Raw genomic sequence first — 20241 nt, forward strand, 5'->3', positions numbered from 1 at the left:
TAGATATTATTTTTGTTGATTTATTTCGTCTGTTAACTTCTCTAATTCATCAACGAGTGACCCTATATAAGCGATTGTTTCTTTCAATGGACCATCTGTTGTTAAATCAATACCTGCCATTTTAACAAGCTCAACTGGTGGTAATGCACCACCTTTTTTTAGGACTTCAATCCATTCGTTTACTGCAGGTTCGCCTTCATTTAATATGCGTTGTGACATGATTGTAGAAATTGTAAGGCCAGCTGAATACGTATAGGGATATAATCCCATGTAATAGTGGGGTTGTCTCATCCAAGTGAGTTCAGCACCTGTTGTAATTTCAACTGCGTCGCCCCAGAATTCTTCGATAACGTTACGTTTAATATTATTTAATATTTCCGCTGTCATTGATTCACCTTGATCAACTAAATTATAAACCTCTCGTTGAAAAGCAGCTTCTAATAAATGCGTCACAAAGTTGTGATAGTAAGTTCTAGAAATAATTGATGCAATCACCCAGCGTTTGAATTTAGGGTCATTTGACTCAGACAGTAAATAATTGGCCATTAACATTTCGTTCATAGTACTTGGTGCCTCTACAAAATAACGAGAACAATCTTCATCAAAAATATTAGTATGTTGGTGCGCTAAATTAAAGTGACCCGCATGTCCTAATTCATGGGCCAAAACGAAGACTTCAGTCATTTTTGAAGTCCATGATATTAAGATAAATGGATTCACTTGATAAGGGCTTGCACAGAATGCTCCCGTTGATTTTCCTTTATTTTGAACAAAGTCAATTTGTCGGTTGTCATATGCATCATTAACCATTTGCATATAATCATTTCCCATAACGGATAGCGCTTTATTAATATATTCACGTGATTCTTCAATTGTGATGTCTGGTTCGTAAGATTCATCTAACGAGATTTTCAAATCTTCAAATTTCATTGCATCTAAACCATTTACTTTTTGCAGTAATTTTGCATAACGACGCATGTGAGGAGCAAGTTCTGTTGTGATTAAATCGATTTGACGATTATATAAGTCACGTGATACTTCTTGAGGTTGTAATAAAAAGTCAATCACTGAATCGTAACCGCGTAATGAAGATTCAATTTTTTCTTGTTGAATTGTCATATCATACGTTTTTGCTGTTGTATTCTCATATTTCTTTAAAGTGTCAGAAAATTTTCTGAATGCATTTCTTCGAATTTCTGTATCGGCATCAACTTCTTGTTCACCTTCAAATGATACATAACTCATTGGGATTTCTTTATCATGTGCTGTAAAAGTCCCAAAATCAATATCTAACATTTTGGTAGTGTCATATAAATTGTATGGTGCACTAAAAATAGGTGAGAATGAAGCTAGCGCTTTTTCAACTTCAGGATGTAATTGATGGGGTTTGCGTTCAATTAACTTTTCTAAATAACGTTTATATGATTGAGTATTATCTTTAACTTGGTTTAATACAGCTTCATCAAGTGATAAAATTTCTGACTCAACGAACGTTAATAGGCTAGCGATAGTACCGTAGCTGTGGGCGTATTTATTATAAAGTTTACCAGCTGCTTCATCAGTTTGATCTACACTATATAATAGTGAGGCATAACTACCAAGGTGATCAATTTCTTTAAATATAGCAGCATATTCATCTAATGCAGGTTCAATATTTAATGGATTTGAAAGCTGATTTGAATAGCGTTGATTAAAAGCTTTTGTTCTTTCAATAGTCATATTTAATTGTGTAAAGAATTCTTCGTTCGATTCAAATAACGTTGATAAGTCCCAAGTTTGTTCAACGGGGACGTTCTTTCTATAAGGTAAGCTCATGGATTATCTCCTTTTTTGTAATAGTAAGTATTATATATATTATACGCTTTATTATGAATTTTTAGAAATCTTATTTGTTAATTTTAATTATCATGATGTATTTACAAGAAAAATGATATTATTTTCATGATTTTAGGGTATAATAAGTGAGTATTATATAATAATTTATAAGTGAGTGATGACAAAATGATTTTAAACAACATTAACTTTTATGAAATTCCGAACTTCTTACTGATTACAATCGTTGGTACTTTAATCATTTCATTATTGTTTGGATTAGTTTTAGGGCGTTTTATTTTAGCACCTATTATTACGTTTTTATTATTAGCAATTGCAGCGTTCATGCTTCCAAACTTCTTTGATATTGAGTATCAACCCTTGTTAGGTTATGCTGGATTCTTAGCAGTTATTTCTTTACTGTTAAGTATGATGTTCTGGTATATGACTAAAGACCACAGAAAGAAGAAGAAATTAAAGCAAAAAGCAAAATTAGAACAACGCAAATACGATGAAACTCAAAATCGTGCTGAAATGGAATCTATTAAGCACCATGAAAACAAAACGCAACGATAAGTAAATAAAGCGGTATTAGGATTATCTCCTAATACCGCTTTTTTTAATTTATATTGTAATCGAATATTTACACTATATTAATATATTTTATTCGTGATTTACAACTTTACTTTAAAATTAATTTTATACATAGAAATAATAATTTTTTACTAAAAGGAGACTTAAATAATGAAAAAAGTAAGTAAAGTAGTTAGCACACTAGCTTTAGCAACATTAGTAGCAACTCCGCTAGCCGATGCACAATCAGTGAATAGTTATGGTCCAAATAGTAAGATTAAAGTTTCTCAAATTGCACGTTACGATTCTAAAACAGAATTTGGAGAAAGTGGAACTGAAATTGTAAGTGTTGATACTAAATACAAACAAGCATACTCAATTAATGGTGCATTGAATGCTGTTGATATTTTAGATATGTCGCGTTTAACTAAAGGGAAATTTCCTTTAAAAAAACGTATTTTATTAAAGGATTTAGGTGTTGAAGGAAGCGATATTACGAGTGTTGCGGTAAACAAAAAGTACCATTATATTGCTGTAAGTATTCCGGCTAAAGAAAAAACGGATAATGGTTTAGTTGCATTCTTGGACAAAGATGGCAAATTAATTAGCAAAGTTACAGTAGGTGCATTACCAGACATGGTGACGTTTACAAATGATAGCAAAAAGTTAATTGTAGCAAATGAAGGCGAACCAAACGATGAATATACTATAAACCCAGAAGGTTCAGTTTCTTCTATTAAAGTAAACCGTTTAGGTAATGTGAAACAATCAGCTGTTAATACCGTTAAATTCTCTAAGAAAATGATTCCAAATAACTTACGTCATTTAGGGCGTAATGATGAAGAAAGCTTCTTAAACTTAGAACCAGAATATGTAACTGTTGATAACGATAACAAATATGCATATATTACAATTCAAGAGCGTAATGCAATTGCTAAGTTTGATTTAAAGAAAGAAAAGTTTGTTAAAGTAAGAGGATTAGGTTATAAATCATATTTAAAGCATACAATTGACGTTTCTGATAAAGACAAGAAAATTAATATGAAAAATTATCCATTACTTGGTATGTATCAACCAGATGCGATTGCACAAATGAAAGTGAAAGGTAAAACTTACTTATTAACTGCTAACGAAGGAGATTCACAAGATTACGATGGTTACAGTGAAGAAACTCGTTTAGCTGATATAACTGATCAATTTGATATGACGAGCAAATACTTAAAAGGTACAGATAGTGAAGTTTTAAAGGGTGAAAAAGAATTAGGACGTCTAAAAACGACAACATCTCAAAGCTTCATAAATAAAGACGGTAAATACACAGTACCAATGACATTTGGTGGTCGTTCATTCTCAATTCGTAGTGCAAGCTCATTAGGATTAGTATATGATTCAGGATCAGACTTCGAGAAAATTACTGCAAAAGCAAATAAAGATATTTTCAATTCTCATCAAGAAGAATTAGGTAAAATTGAATTTGATTCAAGAAGTGACGATAAAGGTCCAGAACCAGAATCAGTTGTTACTGGTGTGGTTAATGGTAAAACATATGCGTTTATTGGTTTAGAACGTGTTGGTGGTATTATGGTATATAATGTATCAAATCCGAAGAAACCTGTATTTGATACATATTTCAAAGCAAATGACAATGGTGACATTTCACCTGAAGGTTTAACGTTTATCGACGCTAAGCATTCACCAACGAAAAAACCATTATTATTAGCGAGTCACGAAATGAGCGGTACAATTGCAGCGTATGAATTAACATCAATAAAATAATCAATAAGATATGAAGAAGATACTATCATAAGAGGTGGTATCTTCTTCTTCTACAGTTAACTTCCGATAATATATATTATGTAAACTAAAATCAAGAATAATAATGCGATATAAGCTGTGTTCTTATATCGCATTATTATGATACTTTATAATTTATTATGAATTACTTAATTTATCTGGACCTTTTTGTAATATGATATTGTCTACCGAAGTTGATTCAGTATTATCTTCAAGCTGAGATTTCTTTTTGTTTTGTTTTTTCTGCTTTAATTCACTTAATTTTAATCTCGTTTTTAATGCTGTTTGATACAATGCATATTTAGGTTTATTGATTGGTTTAATGAAATCTCCAACAAGTTCTTCAATTTGGGCATTAAATCCACGTTTAAATCGATATACGCCATAATCTTCACCAGATTCACTAAAATCACCAGATACACCATAGAAATTATAACGATCAAATCCATGTTCAAAGCAATAATTAATCATAAACCAATGCATTGCATATGGTCCCATAAATTTATTATATTTTTCACTTGAGCCACCTGAGAAATAATTAACCTCAAAATGATTTAAGAAAAACATTCCGGCGGCTAAGTTTAATATTTTACCATCTGTTTTACGTAGCGTGCTCATATCTAATAATTCTTCTTGCATGTGATTAGTTTCACGATCTAATTGTTCTATTTTTTTAATTTGTTTTTCTGATTTATTTTCATTTGCCATCATTTGATCACGTCGTGCTTCAGCATCAGCTAAATCTTGTGATAATTTTTCAATATATTCATCTAAATCTATATATGCAAGTGGCATTATTACTTTATCGTCATAATGATTATGGAATCCTTTGAAATAACTATCAGGTCTTGCTATAAAACCAGCACGTTCTTCAGTTTCACGATATAAATCTAAAAATACATCGAGTTCATCTTTAGCAAGCAATCTAATTTTTACACCGTATTTTTGTGCTTTTTTTACATTACGTTTACGTTGTGAATCAAATTGTTTCATAATTGATTGTGGTGTTTCACCTTGTAAGTATAAAACACTCATCCATCGTACTTGTGTATCCATTGTATATCCCACAGAGAATCCTGTGTGTTTATACCCTAGTGATTTAAGTTGATTAATAATTGCATCATTAGTACCGTTTTCTTGTTTGTAATTAACATCTTTATCATATGTTTTATAAATCCAATAAGGATCTAACTTCACATATAAAGCTTGGTGTGTTCTTAAATACGCATCTAATGATTTAAAGTAAAAGTTAACGCGTGCTGAATTAGTATAATCCATGACAGGACCACGATTTGAATAGTAAAAATAACTACCAAACGTCGGTATTTTTGAAAATAGACTGGCTGCTGTTACGATACCATCTTCTTTAACTCCAAGTAATACGACAGGATAACCGTCAGCTTCTCTATTTTTTATATTTTCTTGTAGCTGAAAATAATGACTCATTTCAGTGGTACTCCAAATGAAATCAGTATATTCTGCAACAGTTAATTCAGTGAATTCCATGAAAATCTTCCCTTCAAAACTTATTTACGTATTTTGTTCATTGTTTCATACATTTTATAGACAGGTTTATTGATCGGTAACACGAAATCTCCAATATACTCAATGACATCTGCATTGAATCCTTTTTTAAATTTTATAACCCCAGCATCTTCAGCATCTTCTGTAAAGTCGCCACTTATTCCGTAGAAATTATAGCGATGAATGCCAGTTGACATTGTATGTTTAATCATATCCCATTGAATCGCGTAACTGCCTGCAAAATGTCTGAATTCATTGGATGTACCACCTGCTAAGTAAACAACTTCAAATGGATTGATTAAATAGAATGCAGCTGCAATGGGTAACGTATCACCGTGCTTTTGTTGTAGTGAATGTGCTTCAGCTAATTTTTCTTGAACTGATTTGAGTTGTGTTTCACTTGAAGATAAGACATTTTTCCATTTTTTCGTATCAGGTTTTTTCTCGAGTTCTACTTGTGCTTTAGTAATTTGAGCTTGCACTTCTTGTTCTTCGGCAATAAGTTCTGGTATATAGGTCGTAAAATCAATATATGCAAGTGGCATTCTTACGCGATCACCGAAATGCTCTAATCGATTTTTGTAGAAGGCATCGTCACGATCTACGAATTCTTTTTTGCCACTTGTATCATTCATAAATTGTCTAAAGATGTGAAGTTCATCAATCGATAAGTCGCGTACTTTTATACCATTTTTTATGACTTTTTTTATGTTACGTTTTCGTAAGCTATCCATATTATTCAGCACTTCTTTTTCTGTCTTCCCCTCTGTGTTAAGGACAGAATGCCAACGAATTTGATGAATGGGATGGAAGCCTGTTGTAAAGCCCTGGTGTATAAATCCTAATGATTTTAAAGTTTCAAAGATATCTTCTGTAGGATAACTCTCTAATACCTCTCCGTCATGATTCCATAACTGGTGTGGCACATACGGATCAATGCGTAAGTGCAAAGCATTATGGCGCTTTAAGTATTTTTTCAATTCCGTAAAAAAGAATTTAACGAGTTCTTTGTTATGAAAATCCATGATAGGACCACGATTGGAATAAAAGTACTTATACATTTTAATTACAGGTACTGCTGTAAATAAACCCGCTGCAATAATTTCATCACTATCATCAGTTACGCCAACGAGATGCACATCTGCACCTTCCGCAATTTTCAAATCATAGTTTACTGCCATTTGAGTAAAGTGACTGTATGGTTGTCCATCAGCAAAATCACCAAATGCGTCTCTTGTTAGGTTAATAAATTTCATATTGATTCTCCTTATTCGAATGAACGCTTTTGTTCATTAATCTCATGCACCATATTACCATAAATGCTATTGTTTAATCACTTGATAGCATTATAATTTCGAGATTTATCTAATTTTTATTAAAATTATTACTTTTATTAGTAGATGTTAATATTATCTAGATAAAGTCGTAAATACTTATACTTTCATGATCTATTCGAATGTGTTATAATTCGTCTATATAAACGAATTATAAATATTTCGTTTAATTAACCGAAATTGAGGTGAGACGATGTTATCCCTATTTGTAATGGATGTTTCTGGGAGTACGAAATTTAATAATACTGATGCAATCAGTAAACAATTAATTCAATTTACAAAAGAAATAGACCATTGGACGCAAAATGTATCATTTAAATATATTAATTTTCGTATGGGAGATGAATTATTCTTTGTTAGTGATAATTTATCTGCTACCCTATTTACAAGTTATTATATCAAATTGTTATGGCCATTTAATAATCAACCGGTCAAGTTTGGTATTGCGGTGAGCGATGAGACAATCCCTAAAGGTAATCTCGAACATTGGAATGCACCGATTATTAAACAAGCACGTCATAATCTCGCACAAATTAAGCAAGCTGATATGAGTGATTTTTACTTGACGATAGATCAACACAATGTAGATATCTTTAATAACATCTTATATCCATATTTAACAGAGATTGTTCATAATCATTCTGATATGCAGCGGAAAGTGATTTTATTATCATATGTGTATGAACAACAAAAAGAAATTGCAAAAGTTTTAGATAAAGGGGTATCTACCATTTCTGAACACTTAAAAAAGGGTCATAAGAAACAATTATTATTAATAGAAGCGGCTTTAGCTGATTTAGCAAATTTAGTTGATGAAGATAATCTGAAATGTGAAAGTAATATCCCATTATCACCATTTATATACGATACATTTAAGGAGTATGCATTATGATTAAATTATGTTTAATCGTTGCTTTTGTCGTACTGTTTATTCTATCTGGTCCGATTATTAAATGGATATTAACGGCAATGAGCGAGACAAAAATGAAGAAGACAGATAATGTAGGTTTAATGGTTGGCTATATTGAACGATTACTTATATTAATGTTTATCACATTAGGAGAATACACAGCTATAGGTTTAGTCATTGCGAGTAAATCGATACTTCGATTTAATGATTTAAAAGATGATAAACCTAATCATAATTTTGAGAAAATCGATAAAACAAGTGAGTATATTTTACTAGGTACTATGCTCAGCCTATTAATTGGCGTTGTATTAGGACTAATCTTAAAAAATATATTAATCATGAAATAAAACCACGCTCACGCGTGGTTTTATTGTGCCTTAAATATTATAATACTTTTACAAAAGCTTCTGCCACTGCTTCACTTGATTGTGGGTTTTGTCCTGTGACGAATTTTTTATCTGTCACAACGTGTGACGTGAAATTTTCTCCTACAACAAATCGTCCGCCTTGTTTCTCTAATTCTGATTGTAAAGCAAATGGTACGTTATCAACAAGATTCATGGCACTTTCTTCTGCATTCGTAAATCCAGTAAGTTTTACGCCATCAATTAAGTAACTACCATCTTTAAGTTTAGCACCAACAAATGCACTCGGTCCATGACATACAGCTCCAATTGCACGGCCATCTTCCTTGTAGAAAGCTAGTATATTTTGTAAATCAGGATTATTTGGTAAGTCATACATTGTACCATGACCGCCAGGAATAAATACACCATCATAGTTCTCAAATACTACATCACGTAGTTTCAATGAATCATTTAATTTTTGTACAACATCTGCATAAGTTTTTGTCTCATCATTTGCTACTGAATTAGGATCTAGTGGAATTGAACCACCTTTAATTGAAGCAAAATCGACTGTGATGTTATTTTTCTCGAAAATTTTATAGGGTGCAGCAGCTTCTTCTAACCACAGTCCAGTAGGAGTATCATCATTAAACTTATCGTGATTTGTCAGTACCATTAATACTTTTTTCGTCATAAATAAACACGTCCTTTCATTATAGTAACCACATTATAACGAAAATGGACGTGTGTCTCAAAGTATTCAACTTACAAAAATCAGAAAATTCTATTAATTATTAAATCACATGACTTAATACGTATTGATAGATTAACTTTTCAGTTTGTTCTAAAGAGGATTTATGTGTACGTTCCATAGCGTGACTTGATTCGATACCCGCCCCGAAAAGTCCATGTTTAATATCATATCCTGCACGCATTGCTGCACTTGCATCACTTCCGTAATACGGATAAATATCAACTTTATAATTAATATTGTTATCTTTACATAACTGTACTAAATGTTGCTTTAGTTGATAGTGATAGGGTCCTGAACTATCTTTCGCACAAATAGATACAGTATATTCATCAGAAGATTGACCATCTCCTAAAGCCCCCATGTCTACTGCAATATATTCTACGACTTGTTCTGGCACATTAGAGTTACCACCATATCCGATTTCTTCGTTATTAGAAAAATAAAAATGTGTTGTATGTGGTAATTCAATTGATTCTGACTTTAAGTGACGTAACAATTGGATCAGCATTGCAGCACTTGCTTTGTCATCTAAATGACGTGATTTAATGAAACCAGATTCAGTGATTTCACATCTTGGGCTAAATGTAATAAAGTCACCGACACTTATACCTAATCTTTCAGTATCTTCTTTTGACTTTACAACTTCATCGATTCGCACTTCCATATGATCGTCATCGCGTACGATGTCTCCAGCATTATGATAGACGTGAACGCTTGTTTCGTGCAGACATATCGTACCCGTATATACTTTGTCATTAGAATGTATTTCGCAGTATTCACCTTCAACAGCATTCCATCTGAAGCCTCCAACCATAGATAAACGTAAACGACCACTTGGAAGAATCTCTTTTACCATTGCACCTAATGTATCAACGTGTGCTGTTAAGTATTTATGACGCGTATCATCCTTACCTTGTACAGTCACAAGAACGCCACCCTTATTCGTTTGTTGAACAGAGTAACCCACACTTTCTAATGTGTCAGTAACATATGCTATTGCCTTAAATGCAAAGCCTGAGGGACCTGGTATATTCACTAAACGCTCAATTTCTTGCATTGTTGCTGTAGTATCTGGATACATCTTTTTTTCTCCTTTAATAAATATTTGATAATAAAATTTTAACGAAATAATAGTATTAAGTACAATTCTTTAAGATTGAGTTATATATCACCTATATAAAAAGCATATAAATAATCATCATGTATCATATCAAAATTACCTTTAACAGCATGTTTAAGGATACCCTCTTTAACAAAACCTATTTTTTCTAATAGACGATGTGATTTAATATTTGATTGATACACACGTGCAGTTATAATATCGTAACGCTTTTCTTTTTTATAATGACATACTAATGCGCTCAGTGCTTCCTTCATATAACCATGGCCAGTATAAGCTGTGTTAAGTGCATATGAAATTGAAACGCTGTTTACACCATAGCGTAATTGATCAGGGAATATATCAATTACGCCTATCATTTTCTGGTCTAAATAAATACCGATAATGCTGTTATTCTTTATTGCACTAATAAAAAAATGCGTTGCTTCATTATGCGTTAACTTAGGAAGCGGATTAAAAAGATAATATTCATCACTATTACGAATTATCATATAACTGTTGATATCTAAAGTATTCGGTCTTTTAAGTATCAACCTTTCAGTATTTAATATCATAAGGAACCTCAGTTTTCATGTATTATTTAATAGTTATATATTTTCTCAAGTACTGACTGAATTTTTATTCTTATATCCCCATGCGCATCCTTCTGATAAGCATTTTCTGGATTGCTCCAATTTGATTTGTCATATGCCCAAACCGGCATAAATTTAACATCTTCACTTTCCCATTCATATCTTGGGAATAAATGAGCATGTAAGAAGTGATCTTGATTACCTAATATTTCATAATTTACTCGTGTTGGCTGACATGCTTCCATTATAGCATCACCTACGATCGTCATATCCATTAAATAATCACGACGCTCATCCATTGTTAAATCATTGAGCAATCGTACTTCTCGCTTCGGTAATGACACACAATAACCTGGTAGAAATTGTACGTCACCGAAAACTACGAAACTACCTTTTAACGCTTTAATAACCATTGGATTTGTACCATTAATAGCAGATTGTATTCTATTTTGTTTCCAAGATTCCACCACTTTACCCCGTCTTTAATTAATTTTCATATTTATTATATAATACCTTATAATTAAATGTCAGAAAATTTAAAAATTTAATAGAAATTATATATGATAATCTTCTGTGAACTTTTCAAGAACCTACTACTTTATCTTCATATCACTTTCTTCTAACTTCAAACGACGTTGGGTAGATTCTATAAATAGTGATTCCATTTTAGTCTTATCATCATCTTTTATAGCATTTTTTATTTCACTTAAAGCCGTCTCAAAGCGAGTAATATTCTCTAGTAAGTTATCCTTGTTATGCATAAATAATTCAGACCATAGAGTCTCATTCATATTAGCGATACGTGTTAAATCTCTATAACTATCACCAATATATCGAATCGTTTCATGAGATTTATCATCGCTATTAATAAGTGACACAGCGATTACATGTGCAAGTTGACTCGTATGAGCGATCATTGCATCATGTGTTTCTATGTCTGTAATGGTAATACGTTTAAATCCTAGGTCTTTTACAAAGTTCTGAAACCAATCCAAATTTTCTTTTTTATTCTTATTATTCTCAGTAATAACGTAGTTGGCATCCATAAATACACTATCATCTGCATAATCAAAGCCTTTCTTCTCACGACCTGCCATCGGATGGCCAAATATAAAATCAATGTGATCAGGAATCACATCTTTCATAGCTTCAAACACACTACGCTTAATACCTGTAGTATCAGTTAATATTGCACCTGCTTTAAATTCATGCTGATGCGTTTCAACAAAAGATTTCATTAATTCAGGATATAACGCAAATATTACTACATCTGCTTGTTGTAATATCGTTTCGTTCTTAGTTTCACCATCGTCTATTACGTTCATGAGCTTAGCTTTATCAATGGTAGCTTGATCTATATCAATCGCCATAAGCTTATATTTGTTGCCGTATTTCTTTCGTATCGCTTTCGCGAAACTACCACCAATAACACCAAGACCTATCATTGCAATATTCATGTCATCACCTCTAACCCCTTTAATGGTTTAAAGTGTAATAAAGTTCATAATAAAGGTCAATTGTTATGATTTTGTCTACTATTTATTTGATTGATTTTATGTTTTAAAGCCAACACTTCTTCCATATCAATATCAGGATTCTGAATCATTTGCTCTAACTTAAATTCAAGGAGTTGTATTTCAATATCTTCAAATGATTGATTTTTATCTTGATAAATCTCATTAACTAATTGATGCTCTTTAATATCTACTTTCCTTGAAGCTACATTATCAATCAAAATATAATCATGAGAAATAATAATAAAAGTACCTGGATATTCAATTAAAAATAATTCTAAGGCTTTTAATGTTGAAACATCTAAGAAATTAGTCGGCTCATCTAATATGAGCATGTCATAATCTCCAAGTAATAGTTTGATGATTTGTAATCTAACGCGCTCACCACCTGAAAGTGTATTAACCTCTTGATAAATTTTGTTGTATTCAAACCCGAGTGCAGCTAAGAGATTTCTTATCGTGAAATCATCTTGAACTGATGTAAGTTTTACATTTTCAAAGATGGATTTATTATTATCAAGAGTATTCAAATTCTGAGCGAAGTAGCCTATTTTTATATCATGTTTATAATAACCTTCAATATTTTGATGCATTAACTGTTTAATAAATGTTGTTTTTCCACTACCATTTGGACCATTTATCGCAATTTTATCTCCTTGTATTACTTTAAAAGATTTGGCTTTAAATAGATGTTTATTATTAACACATATTTCGAATTTATCTAAATTAATTAAAGTACTGCCTTTGTTTTCCAACTTGCCAATAGGTTTTATTTTGAAAGATTTTTCTTCTTTTGGTTTATCAGCCTTTTTAATTTGTTCTATTCTCTTAATCAATGCTTTACTCGATTTAGCAATGGCTTTTTCCTGACTATCGTAAGCACCCATTCTTGAATTTACTTTATAATCAGAAATACTGACATTCTTCTTACGTTTTTTAAAGCATTTTGCACGTTTCATACGCTCTTCAGCTTCAATCTCTAACTGTTTAATTTTCGTTTGATATTGTTTGTAATCGCTTGCTTGTTTTTCAAGGTTTTTCTTTTTTTGATGTTCATAATCATCATAATCACCTAGATACATATTGAGATATTTATCTTCAATTTCTACAATTTTATTTATAGTCTGATTGAGTAAAGTCCTATCATGGCTCACAATAATCATGGTTCCTTTAAACTGATTAATTTCGTTGATTAACCATTTAATATTATCTTGATCTAAGTTTGTAGACGGTTCATCTAATAACAATAGTTCATGATTATTATTGAATGCTTTGAGTAAATAACGTTTTGTTTGCTCACCACCGGACTCACTAGAAAGCTTTTTAAGTTGAGGAACATATAATGTCTGAAAAGGATTGTCAAGATTTCCTGAAAATTCCGAATCAATATAAGCAATCATTTTGAGTAAAGTAGACTTTCCACTACCATTTTTACCTATTAAGCCAATCTTCTCTCCTTGGTTAATCAGCAGGTTGTCTATTTTAAATAAAGTTAAATCTTTAATTTGTTTATGAATATGATTCATTTTAAGCATCATGTCATTCATCCTTTCAATATTTGTAATTTGAAAAGACCAAATGACGATATTAAAAAAGGACATAGTTATCCCGTAAATCACAAAATGAAATAATATTTATTTAATATCATCATTTGGATTTATAGAATTACCATGACCTTTTACCTCGTTTACTTAAGTTGGTGTAATTATACTACATATAAAATTGAATGTAAAAAAACTAGAACACATCAATGTGTTCTAGTCTTGATTAAACTATTTTTACATTATCTAAGTCCAATGAATCCAGGAACAACGCCTACTTCCATTCCTGTTAAATAGCCATTCTTATCAAATGAAGCTAGATAAACTGCTCCTTTTGTTTTATAAACGATATATGATGGTACACCTGGGTTATTTGATTTGTTGGATTCTTCCAGTATTTCATTCTTTTTATGTGCTTTTTTAAACGTATATTTCTTAACTGTCTTTTTCTTTACTTCAAATTTGAAATACCCTACTTTACCATTTTTGTCTTTTAGGTAACTTGCATCATAAATATGCATTGGAACACCACCTAAAGCAACTTTTGCTTTGGGATTTACTTTGTAACCATTTAATTTGACATTGTCATAATATAAAGCTTTAACGAAATAAGGATCGAGAACAAACTTAGCACTGTTTTTCGTGTAGCCGTTATAATTGTAATATGGTTTTGTATAGTGTGCAGCTTGTACGTCTGGTGTTTCTGACAGACTGACTGGTGCTAAAATTAAACTCGTTGCAATTAAACTCATGCCCATGATTTTTTGAACAGATTTCATTTGTCTCACCTCTTTTCTTATTCCTTATCTTAACACTTTCAGAGTAAAATATCACTATTTTACCATAAAAATAGTAAATATTATTTTAAAAAGAGTGATAATGATAGTATGTATTATAATTACATTATATAAAGAATATATTTTATATAGCCAGGAGGATTATATGGATTACCGAAAAATGTTACCTAATGAAACGATGCAATTAATAGATTTCACTTATCATGCATTATATGTTCCACCAGGAGAGGCAACATATGATAGAGATATTGTTTATTCTTCTGAAATAAGTAAGTATTATGCTAATTTCGATACTGATCGTGAAATATGTATTGTCGCTGAAGATAAGTCTCAACCTGTTGGAGCAATTTGGGGACGAATTTGGGATAAAGATGTTCAAGGTTATGGTTACTTTGATGCGCGCTTTGTAGAATTGACAATGTCTATCTTGCCAAGACATAGAGGTCAAGGTGTTGGTAGTGAATTACTCCGACTATTTATAGAAGAAGTTAGAAATACTAAGTATTGTGGGATATCACTTAGCGTGAGTTATGGTAATTATGCACAAAATCTTTATGAAAAAGCATGTTTTAAGATTGTCGCTGAACGAGATACAGATATTTTGATGGTGTTGAAATTTGAATAATCATTTGTGTGTAAAAAGAAAAAAGAGACATGTTGCGTAACATATCTCTTTAATCCTATTATTGGGTTAACTAATGAATTTGCTTTAAATAGTTTTACTATAATATTAAGTTATCTATTATGTTTATTATGATCTTTGTTATATTGCCATTTTGCGCCATACACCATTAATAGCCCGTTTAAGAATAATACACCTACTAATACAAAATAAATGACTTTATTCAATGTAATGACATTGAATATATTTAATAAAAGAAGAATAAGTATTAGCATGTTGAATATATTAAATAATTTCGTTTGAAGATACAAGATACCCACCTCTTATTGTGCGAAATGATTGATTTTAGATAACGCATCATTCACATTTAAGATCTTGCCTTCAACACCTGTAATACCGAATGAAGCAAGTCTTTCTGTATGCATATTTAAATACTTTGCTGCGTTCTCTTTTGAGTCGAACATATATATGCCTCCAGCCACATTAGCTTCTGCATCTTCAGTCCAAATTTTCCACTCAAATCCTGGTTCATTATTAATCGACTGTGCAAGTTCTGTGAATCCGTTTGTCATTTCATCTCCAAAAGGACCTTCATACGGAAATGTTACTTGTAAAATTACTGCCATGTTATTGCCTCCTCTTTTGTATATTTAGTTTAATTTTAACGTAAATATATTGATCTTTCTAGAAAAGGGCTTGAATCAGGCATATGCAAACAATATATAATCATAAAATGATAATATGAGTTATAGTTTATTCGTTTGTAAATATTTAGTCTTAATTATAATTGATAGGAGAAAATGATGATTCAAGCAATTACACATGGATTTTTACTTGCATTAGGTTTGATACTACCTCTAGGTGCACAAAATGTTTTTGTATTTAATCAAGGTGCGAATCATAAAAGTATACGTAAAGCTTTACCAGTAGTGATTACTGCAGGTATATGTGACACCTTACTGATTACTTTAGCTATACTAGGCGTTTCGTTACTGTTAATTGAATTACCAGTGTTGCAACTTGCTTTATATTTTGTGGGGATAATATTTTTACTTTATATGGCTTGGTCATTATGGCATGAGAAATCTGCTAATTCGAATGCACATCCACCGATGTCTGCAAAGAAACAAATTGGCTTCGCAGTTTCGGTTTCATTACTTAATCCACATGCAATTATGGATACGATTGGTGTAATAGGAACCAGTGCTGCTTTATATTCAGGTAATCATAAGTTAGCCTTTGCTGTAGCTACAATCGGTGTTTCATGGATATGGTTTATCAGCCTTGCTGTTGCAGGAAAGTTATTAGGAAGGTTTGACTCAAGTGGACGCTATATTGAGATATTAAACAAAGTTTCTGCAATAATTATTTTAATAGTGATATTCATTATTATGAAGAATGTTGTGGGTATTTTAAGTAGTTTGATATAAATGAGAAGTGAGCGATAATTATAGATTATCGCTCACTTTTCATTTATTAAAATGCCTAATTATTCTCTTTCTTGATACTACTTTTTAACGATAAATACATATATAAACTGGCTATAATTCCAGTAAAACAGATGACACTCATAGCGATTATTTCAAAAGTTGTTCCTAAAAACTGTTGAATGCATGAAAAAATCCAAAATGGTATGAGGATTAGAGATATGATTTTAAGTATTTTTTTATATTTTAGATTCCTATTCATTTTATATAATACAATCGGGATTAAGGCAATACAAGATAGTATTATACTACTTGTCAATGATAACTGTTTTGCATCATTATATGTCTCTGATCTTCCACCATTGACATATTCAAAAGGGATTAATTTGACGAAGACTAGTATATGAACGATTATTGATGCTGCTACGGCGATTGTGTGTAAAACAATACTATTTCTAACGTCTTTGTCACTGAATTTTGTTATCATCTATACGCTCCCATATTAATTGATATTTTCATGTATAATATTACACCATAAAACCTATAAATACGAATGAAGAGGTTCAATTATGTTATTTCATGAAGAGTTGACAACTGTCTAATGAATCACATTTTTCTTAGCGCACTATTTCCTTTATTTTAATACTTCCTTTTGAAATTTTTATATGCTCGCTTATTACTTCATCCAAATATCTTGAAATGTAATAAATCCCATTTCATTGATTTTAACGCCATTAATATTACTATCATACTTTAATTTTATATTCTTATTATATAGAGGGAAAAGTATGCCTTTTTTATGTAGCCATCTATCGAGTAAATGATTTATTCTTGGCCATTTATCAAAGGGTGTTGATAAATAATATTTTTTTAATGGTTCAAACCAAGGATATGCTTTTAATATATTGTAAATAGACGATGACGGATTAAAGATAAAATTATAGTAAGATATTGATTCCGGTATTTCTAAGTATTCTCCAAAACAGAAGAAGTCTCCTTCAAACAAATGTGTTTTCGTCATAACATAATCAAATTTAATGTAATTAAGGTGAACGGGTACGTTATGTTCTTCTAAAGTCGTCTTTATTAACTGTATTCTAATATCATTCTTCCCAATGCAATCAATCATAACGGGTGATGTAAATATCGGTGGTAATAGTTGTTTAGATTTAATATATTTTGATTGTTTTAGTACTTTGGGGGAATTTAAACTCACTTTGAAATGCTTGTTTATAGCGTATCGGTAATGATCGATGAGTGTATTTCTTATGTATTGAATTTGGTCGGCGTTTAATTGACTATTAACAGATTTACATAAATAATAATAACCCATCTCTTTTTCTATTGTTGTCAGAGGGTTTTCTGGATTACCAATGATTGTTTGCGTATAGTCTGGAATATAAATCATTTCAATCGTATCGATAAACGCACGGTGCGCATAGTACTGATCAAAGCGTTTCAATACGGTTTTCACTTCATTATTCGCCTTTATATAATATGGTCCTGTACCTATTATTTTATCTTTAGACACTTTATATATACTGAGTGGTACAAAGCTAAGCAATGCTAGAATATGTGGACACTGATTGAAATATATTCTCAGTGATAGTGGGTTAATTATTGTGATTGTACTGATTGGTGCTAGTAATTCTTGTGTGTTGTGATGTTTTTTAGCAGTCTCCAAACATCTTTTTACGTCGACACTTGTAAGTAATGTGCCATCATGAAACTGAACATTAGGTCTTAAATATATATCAATATACTGTTCTGTTAGTTCATAGTGATGGGCCAGGTTGTATTCCAGTTGTTCATTTTCATTATATGTGAATAATCTGTTGAACACACTCATTACTACATTTGCGCTTTTCGCTTCAATTGCTTCTAATGGATGCACGGTAAATAATTTATATCGTTTTGTAATCGTCAATTTTTCTTTATGGTCAGATATTTTATATAATCCTAGTTGTGGATTTACTTTTTTAAATAATATTTGTTGTTGCAATGGTGACCAGTCCCAAGCGAGGTATTGAACCACTTTATCAAGTGTATCCGTTTTGATTAAGTGTTTTACTTTGGCATAATAAATCGCTTCAATATCTATTAACCATTGTATCTTCGTTTTGTTTCCTCGCCCTTTGCCACTCTCATAAATTAGTACATTTTCAAATTGCCATATATCTAGTTTTCGTGATAATTGTTTCTGACTGATTTTTAATATTTCACTTAATTCTTTTTGAGAATAATCTTTATGACGTAATTGATATAAACTTAGTAAAATCTTTTCCATCTTCCACCTCTAAAAGTAGACATTATTGACGATTTGTCCATTTTTGTTTCAATCTGTCTATATTAAACTTATATTACTGGAGGTGAATTGACAATGAAAATCAGAGAATTACCAATAAATATTCATGTCAGGCTGTGGGGATCCTTTGTAAATAGAATTGCTGGAAGTTCTGTTTGGCCATTTATGGCATTATATTTAACTGAAGCAGTTGATAAGACATTTGCAGGTACTTTTCTATCGTTTACAGTTTTACTATCATTCTTTATCAATATTATCGCAGGTTATGTATGTGATAGATTACCTAGGAAGAAATTACTTGTATCGATGTCTTATTTAGAAGTTGTTTGTATTTTAATAATGGCAATGGGTATATACTTTGATACACTTATTCCTTTCTTAGTAGGTTTCGTCCTTAATTTAGTTGTTGGACAATTTAGAAGACCTGCATTACGCGCAATAGTTCAAGATTCTGCAACAAATGAAAACCGAAAAATAATATATCAATTGGATTATTGGCTAATCAATTTATCACTTGCACTGGGAGCAGCAATTGGTGGACTGTTCTATCATGATCACAAATTATTACTCTTTTTAATTCTTGCGTTCTCTTCGCTTATAATTGCTATTGTTTATACAATATTTATATCAGAAACGAGAGCATTTATTGCAGAAAAAACACATAAAAATGTGTTCAAAGATCTTCTTCATAGTTATATTCAAGTTTCTAAAAACAAGCCCTTTGTAATTCTTGTTATAGGCTCAATTTGTATTATGTATGCTGAACTATCGACAAGTAGTTATGTAGCAGTAAGACTTGCTGAAACATTTGAGACGATTGATATCAACGGATTCAAAATGACCGGTGTGAGGATGTTCTCTACTATAAACATTGTGAATACATTAATTGTTGTGACATTCACCTTTATAGTCGGACGATTGATTCAAAAATTTAAGGTGAAGCAAATCATGATTTGTGGTTTAGTAATCTATGGACTAGGTTATGTCATTCTTACCTCAGCAAATAATTTATGGATCATACTCCTTGCCATTACAATCGCAACATTTGGAGAATTAATTTATGCGCCAATCAAGAATGCCGAAGAATTAGATCTTATTCCAGCTGATCAACGCGGAGCATATGGGGCTTTCTCAAATCTAGGATTTAATGCGACTGACTTAATGACCAAATTTGCCATCATATTAGGCGCTTATCTTAATCCATATGCGATGAGTGGTGTGATGTTTGTGATTGTGTTAATCGGTTCAATTTGTTATATGTCTAGTTTATTTGTGAAGACGGAAAGTTAAATAAT

General features: G+C 31.3%; 19 protein-coding genes. 7 read left to right on the top strand and 12 right to left on the bottom strand.

Features of this window, described 5'->3' with window-relative positions:
* Positions 1-6: 6 nt before the first annotated feature.
* Positions 7-1815 carry an oligoendopeptidase F gene (gene pepF, locus ACMGE9_RS12845; protein WP_414043158.1) on the bottom strand — a complete coding sequence of 603 codons (1809 nt, stop codon included), beginning with the start codon at positions 1813-1815 and terminating at the stop codon, positions 7-9.
* Positions 1816-2001: 186 nt separating this feature from the next.
* On the opposite strand from pepF, the gene ACMGE9_RS12850 reads away from it, so the two are divergent.
* On the top strand, positions 2002-2388 hold the full coding sequence (locus ACMGE9_RS12850; RefSeq protein ID WP_414043159.1) for a hypothetical protein: 387 nt from the start codon (positions 2002-2004) through the stop codon (positions 2386-2388).
* A gap of 168 nt (positions 2389-2556) precedes the next feature.
* Positions 2557-4161: a choice-of-anchor I family protein gene (locus ACMGE9_RS12855; RefSeq protein ID WP_414043160.1), complete on the top strand. Its 1605-nt coding sequence runs from the start codon at positions 2557-2559 to the stop codon at positions 4159-4161.
* Between the two features lie 156 nt (positions 4162-4317).
* On the opposite strand, the gene ACMGE9_RS12860 is transcribed toward ACMGE9_RS12855, so the two are convergent.
* Together ACMGE9_RS12860 and ACMGE9_RS12865 are read right to left on the bottom strand one after the other, a co-directional pair.
* Positions 4318-5685 (bottom strand): aminoacyltransferase, encoded by a 1368-nt coding sequence (locus tag ACMGE9_RS12860; RefSeq protein ID WP_414043161.1) that lies wholly within the window; start codon positions 5683-5685, stop codon positions 4318-4320.
* 20 nt (positions 5686-5705) lie between these two features.
* Positions 5706-6959, bottom strand: coding sequence for an aminoacyltransferase (locus ACMGE9_RS12865; protein ID WP_414043162.1), 1254 nt, complete (start codon positions 6957-6959; stop codon positions 5706-5708).
* 271 nt (positions 6960-7230) lie between these two features.
* Between ACMGE9_RS12865 and ACMGE9_RS12870 the strand changes: the two genes are divergently transcribed.
* Complete coding sequence (locus ACMGE9_RS12870) at positions 7231-7929, top strand: hypothetical protein (protein WP_414043163.1); 699 nt, start codon at positions 7231-7233, stop codon at positions 7927-7929.
* Positions 7926-8294 carry a hypothetical protein gene (locus ACMGE9_RS12875; protein WP_414043164.1) on the top strand — a complete coding sequence of 123 codons (369 nt, stop codon included), beginning with the start codon at positions 7926-7928 and terminating at the stop codon, positions 8292-8294. Before ACMGE9_RS12870 ends, ACMGE9_RS12875 begins: the two co-directional genes overlap by 4 nt.
* A gap of 37 nt (positions 8295-8331) precedes the next feature.
* On the opposite strand, the gene ACMGE9_RS12880 is transcribed toward ACMGE9_RS12875, so the two are convergent.
* The 7 genes from ACMGE9_RS12880 to isaB form a co-directional block, all read right to left on the bottom strand.
* The gene (locus ACMGE9_RS12880) at positions 8332-8988 is read right to left on the bottom strand and encodes a type 1 glutamine amidotransferase domain-containing protein (protein ID WP_414043165.1); all 657 of its coding nucleotides are present in this window, start codon (positions 8986-8988) and stop codon (positions 8332-8334) included.
* Positions 8989-9088: 100 nt separating this feature from the next.
* Positions 9089-10129 (bottom strand): M42 family metallopeptidase, encoded by a 1041-nt coding sequence (locus ACMGE9_RS12885; RefSeq protein ID WP_414043166.1) that lies wholly within the window; start codon positions 10127-10129, stop codon positions 9089-9091.
* 80 nt (positions 10130-10209) lie between these two features.
* Positions 10210-10722 carry a GNAT family N-acetyltransferase gene (locus ACMGE9_RS12890; RefSeq protein ID WP_414043167.1) on the bottom strand — a complete coding sequence of 171 codons (513 nt, stop codon included), beginning with the start codon at positions 10720-10722 and terminating at the stop codon, positions 10210-10212.
* Between the two features lie 26 nt (positions 10723-10748).
* Positions 10749-11207: an HIT family protein gene (locus ACMGE9_RS12895; RefSeq protein ID WP_414043168.1), complete on the bottom strand. Its 459-nt coding sequence runs from the start codon at positions 11205-11207 to the stop codon at positions 10749-10751.
* A 126-nt stretch (positions 11208-11333) separates the two neighbouring features.
* Positions 11334-12197: a prephenate dehydrogenase gene (locus ACMGE9_RS12900; protein WP_414043169.1), complete on the bottom strand. Its 864-nt coding sequence runs from the start codon at positions 12195-12197 to the stop codon at positions 11334-11336.
* Positions 12198-12253: 56 nt separating this feature from the next.
* Positions 12254-13792: a ribosomal protection-like ABC-F family protein gene (gene abc-f / locus ACMGE9_RS12905; protein WP_414043170.1), complete on the bottom strand. Its 1539-nt coding sequence runs from the start codon at positions 13790-13792 to the stop codon at positions 12254-12256.
* A 245-nt stretch (positions 13793-14037) separates the two neighbouring features.
* A complete protein-coding gene (gene isaB / locus ACMGE9_RS12910; protein WP_414043171.1) occupies positions 14038-14574 on the bottom strand; it encodes an immunodominant staphylococcal antigen IsaB family protein in 537 nt (178 codons plus the stop codon).
* A 163-nt stretch (positions 14575-14737) separates the two neighbouring features.
* On the opposite strand from isaB, the gene ACMGE9_RS12915 reads away from it, so the two are divergent.
* Complete coding sequence (locus ACMGE9_RS12915; RefSeq protein WP_414043172.1) at positions 14738-15217, top strand: N-acetyltransferase family protein; 480 nt, start codon at positions 14738-14740, stop codon at positions 15215-15217.
* 320 nt (positions 15218-15537) lie between these two features.
* On the opposite strand, the gene ACMGE9_RS12920 is transcribed toward ACMGE9_RS12915, so the two are convergent.
* Positions 15538-15840, bottom strand: coding sequence for a monooxygenase (locus tag ACMGE9_RS12920; protein ID WP_414043173.1), 303 nt, complete (start codon positions 15838-15840; stop codon positions 15538-15540).
* Positions 15841-16017: 177 nt separating this feature from the next.
* On the opposite strand from ACMGE9_RS12920, the gene ACMGE9_RS12925 reads away from it, so the two are divergent.
* Positions 16018-16644 (top strand): LysE/ArgO family amino acid transporter, encoded by a 627-nt coding sequence (locus ACMGE9_RS12925; protein ID WP_414043174.1) that lies wholly within the window; start codon positions 16018-16020, stop codon positions 16642-16644.
* Between the two features lie 673 nt (positions 16645-17317).
* On the opposite strand, the gene ACMGE9_RS12930 is transcribed toward ACMGE9_RS12925, so the two are convergent.
* Complete coding sequence (locus ACMGE9_RS12930; protein WP_414043175.1) at positions 17318-18928, bottom strand: ABC transporter substrate-binding protein; 1611 nt, start codon at positions 18926-18928, stop codon at positions 17318-17320.
* A 93-nt stretch (positions 18929-19021) separates the two neighbouring features.
* Between ACMGE9_RS12930 and ACMGE9_RS12935 the strand changes: the two genes are divergently transcribed.
* On the top strand, positions 19022-20236 hold the full coding sequence (locus ACMGE9_RS12935; RefSeq protein WP_414043176.1) for an MFS transporter: 1215 nt from the start codon (positions 19022-19024) through the stop codon (positions 20234-20236).
* The last annotated feature ends 5 nt before the right edge of the window (positions 20237-20241 follow it).

This window comes from Macrococcus animalis (assembly GCF_047425875.1).
GTDB lineage: Bacteria > Bacillota > Bacilli > Staphylococcales > Staphylococcaceae > Macrococcoides > Macrococcoides animalis.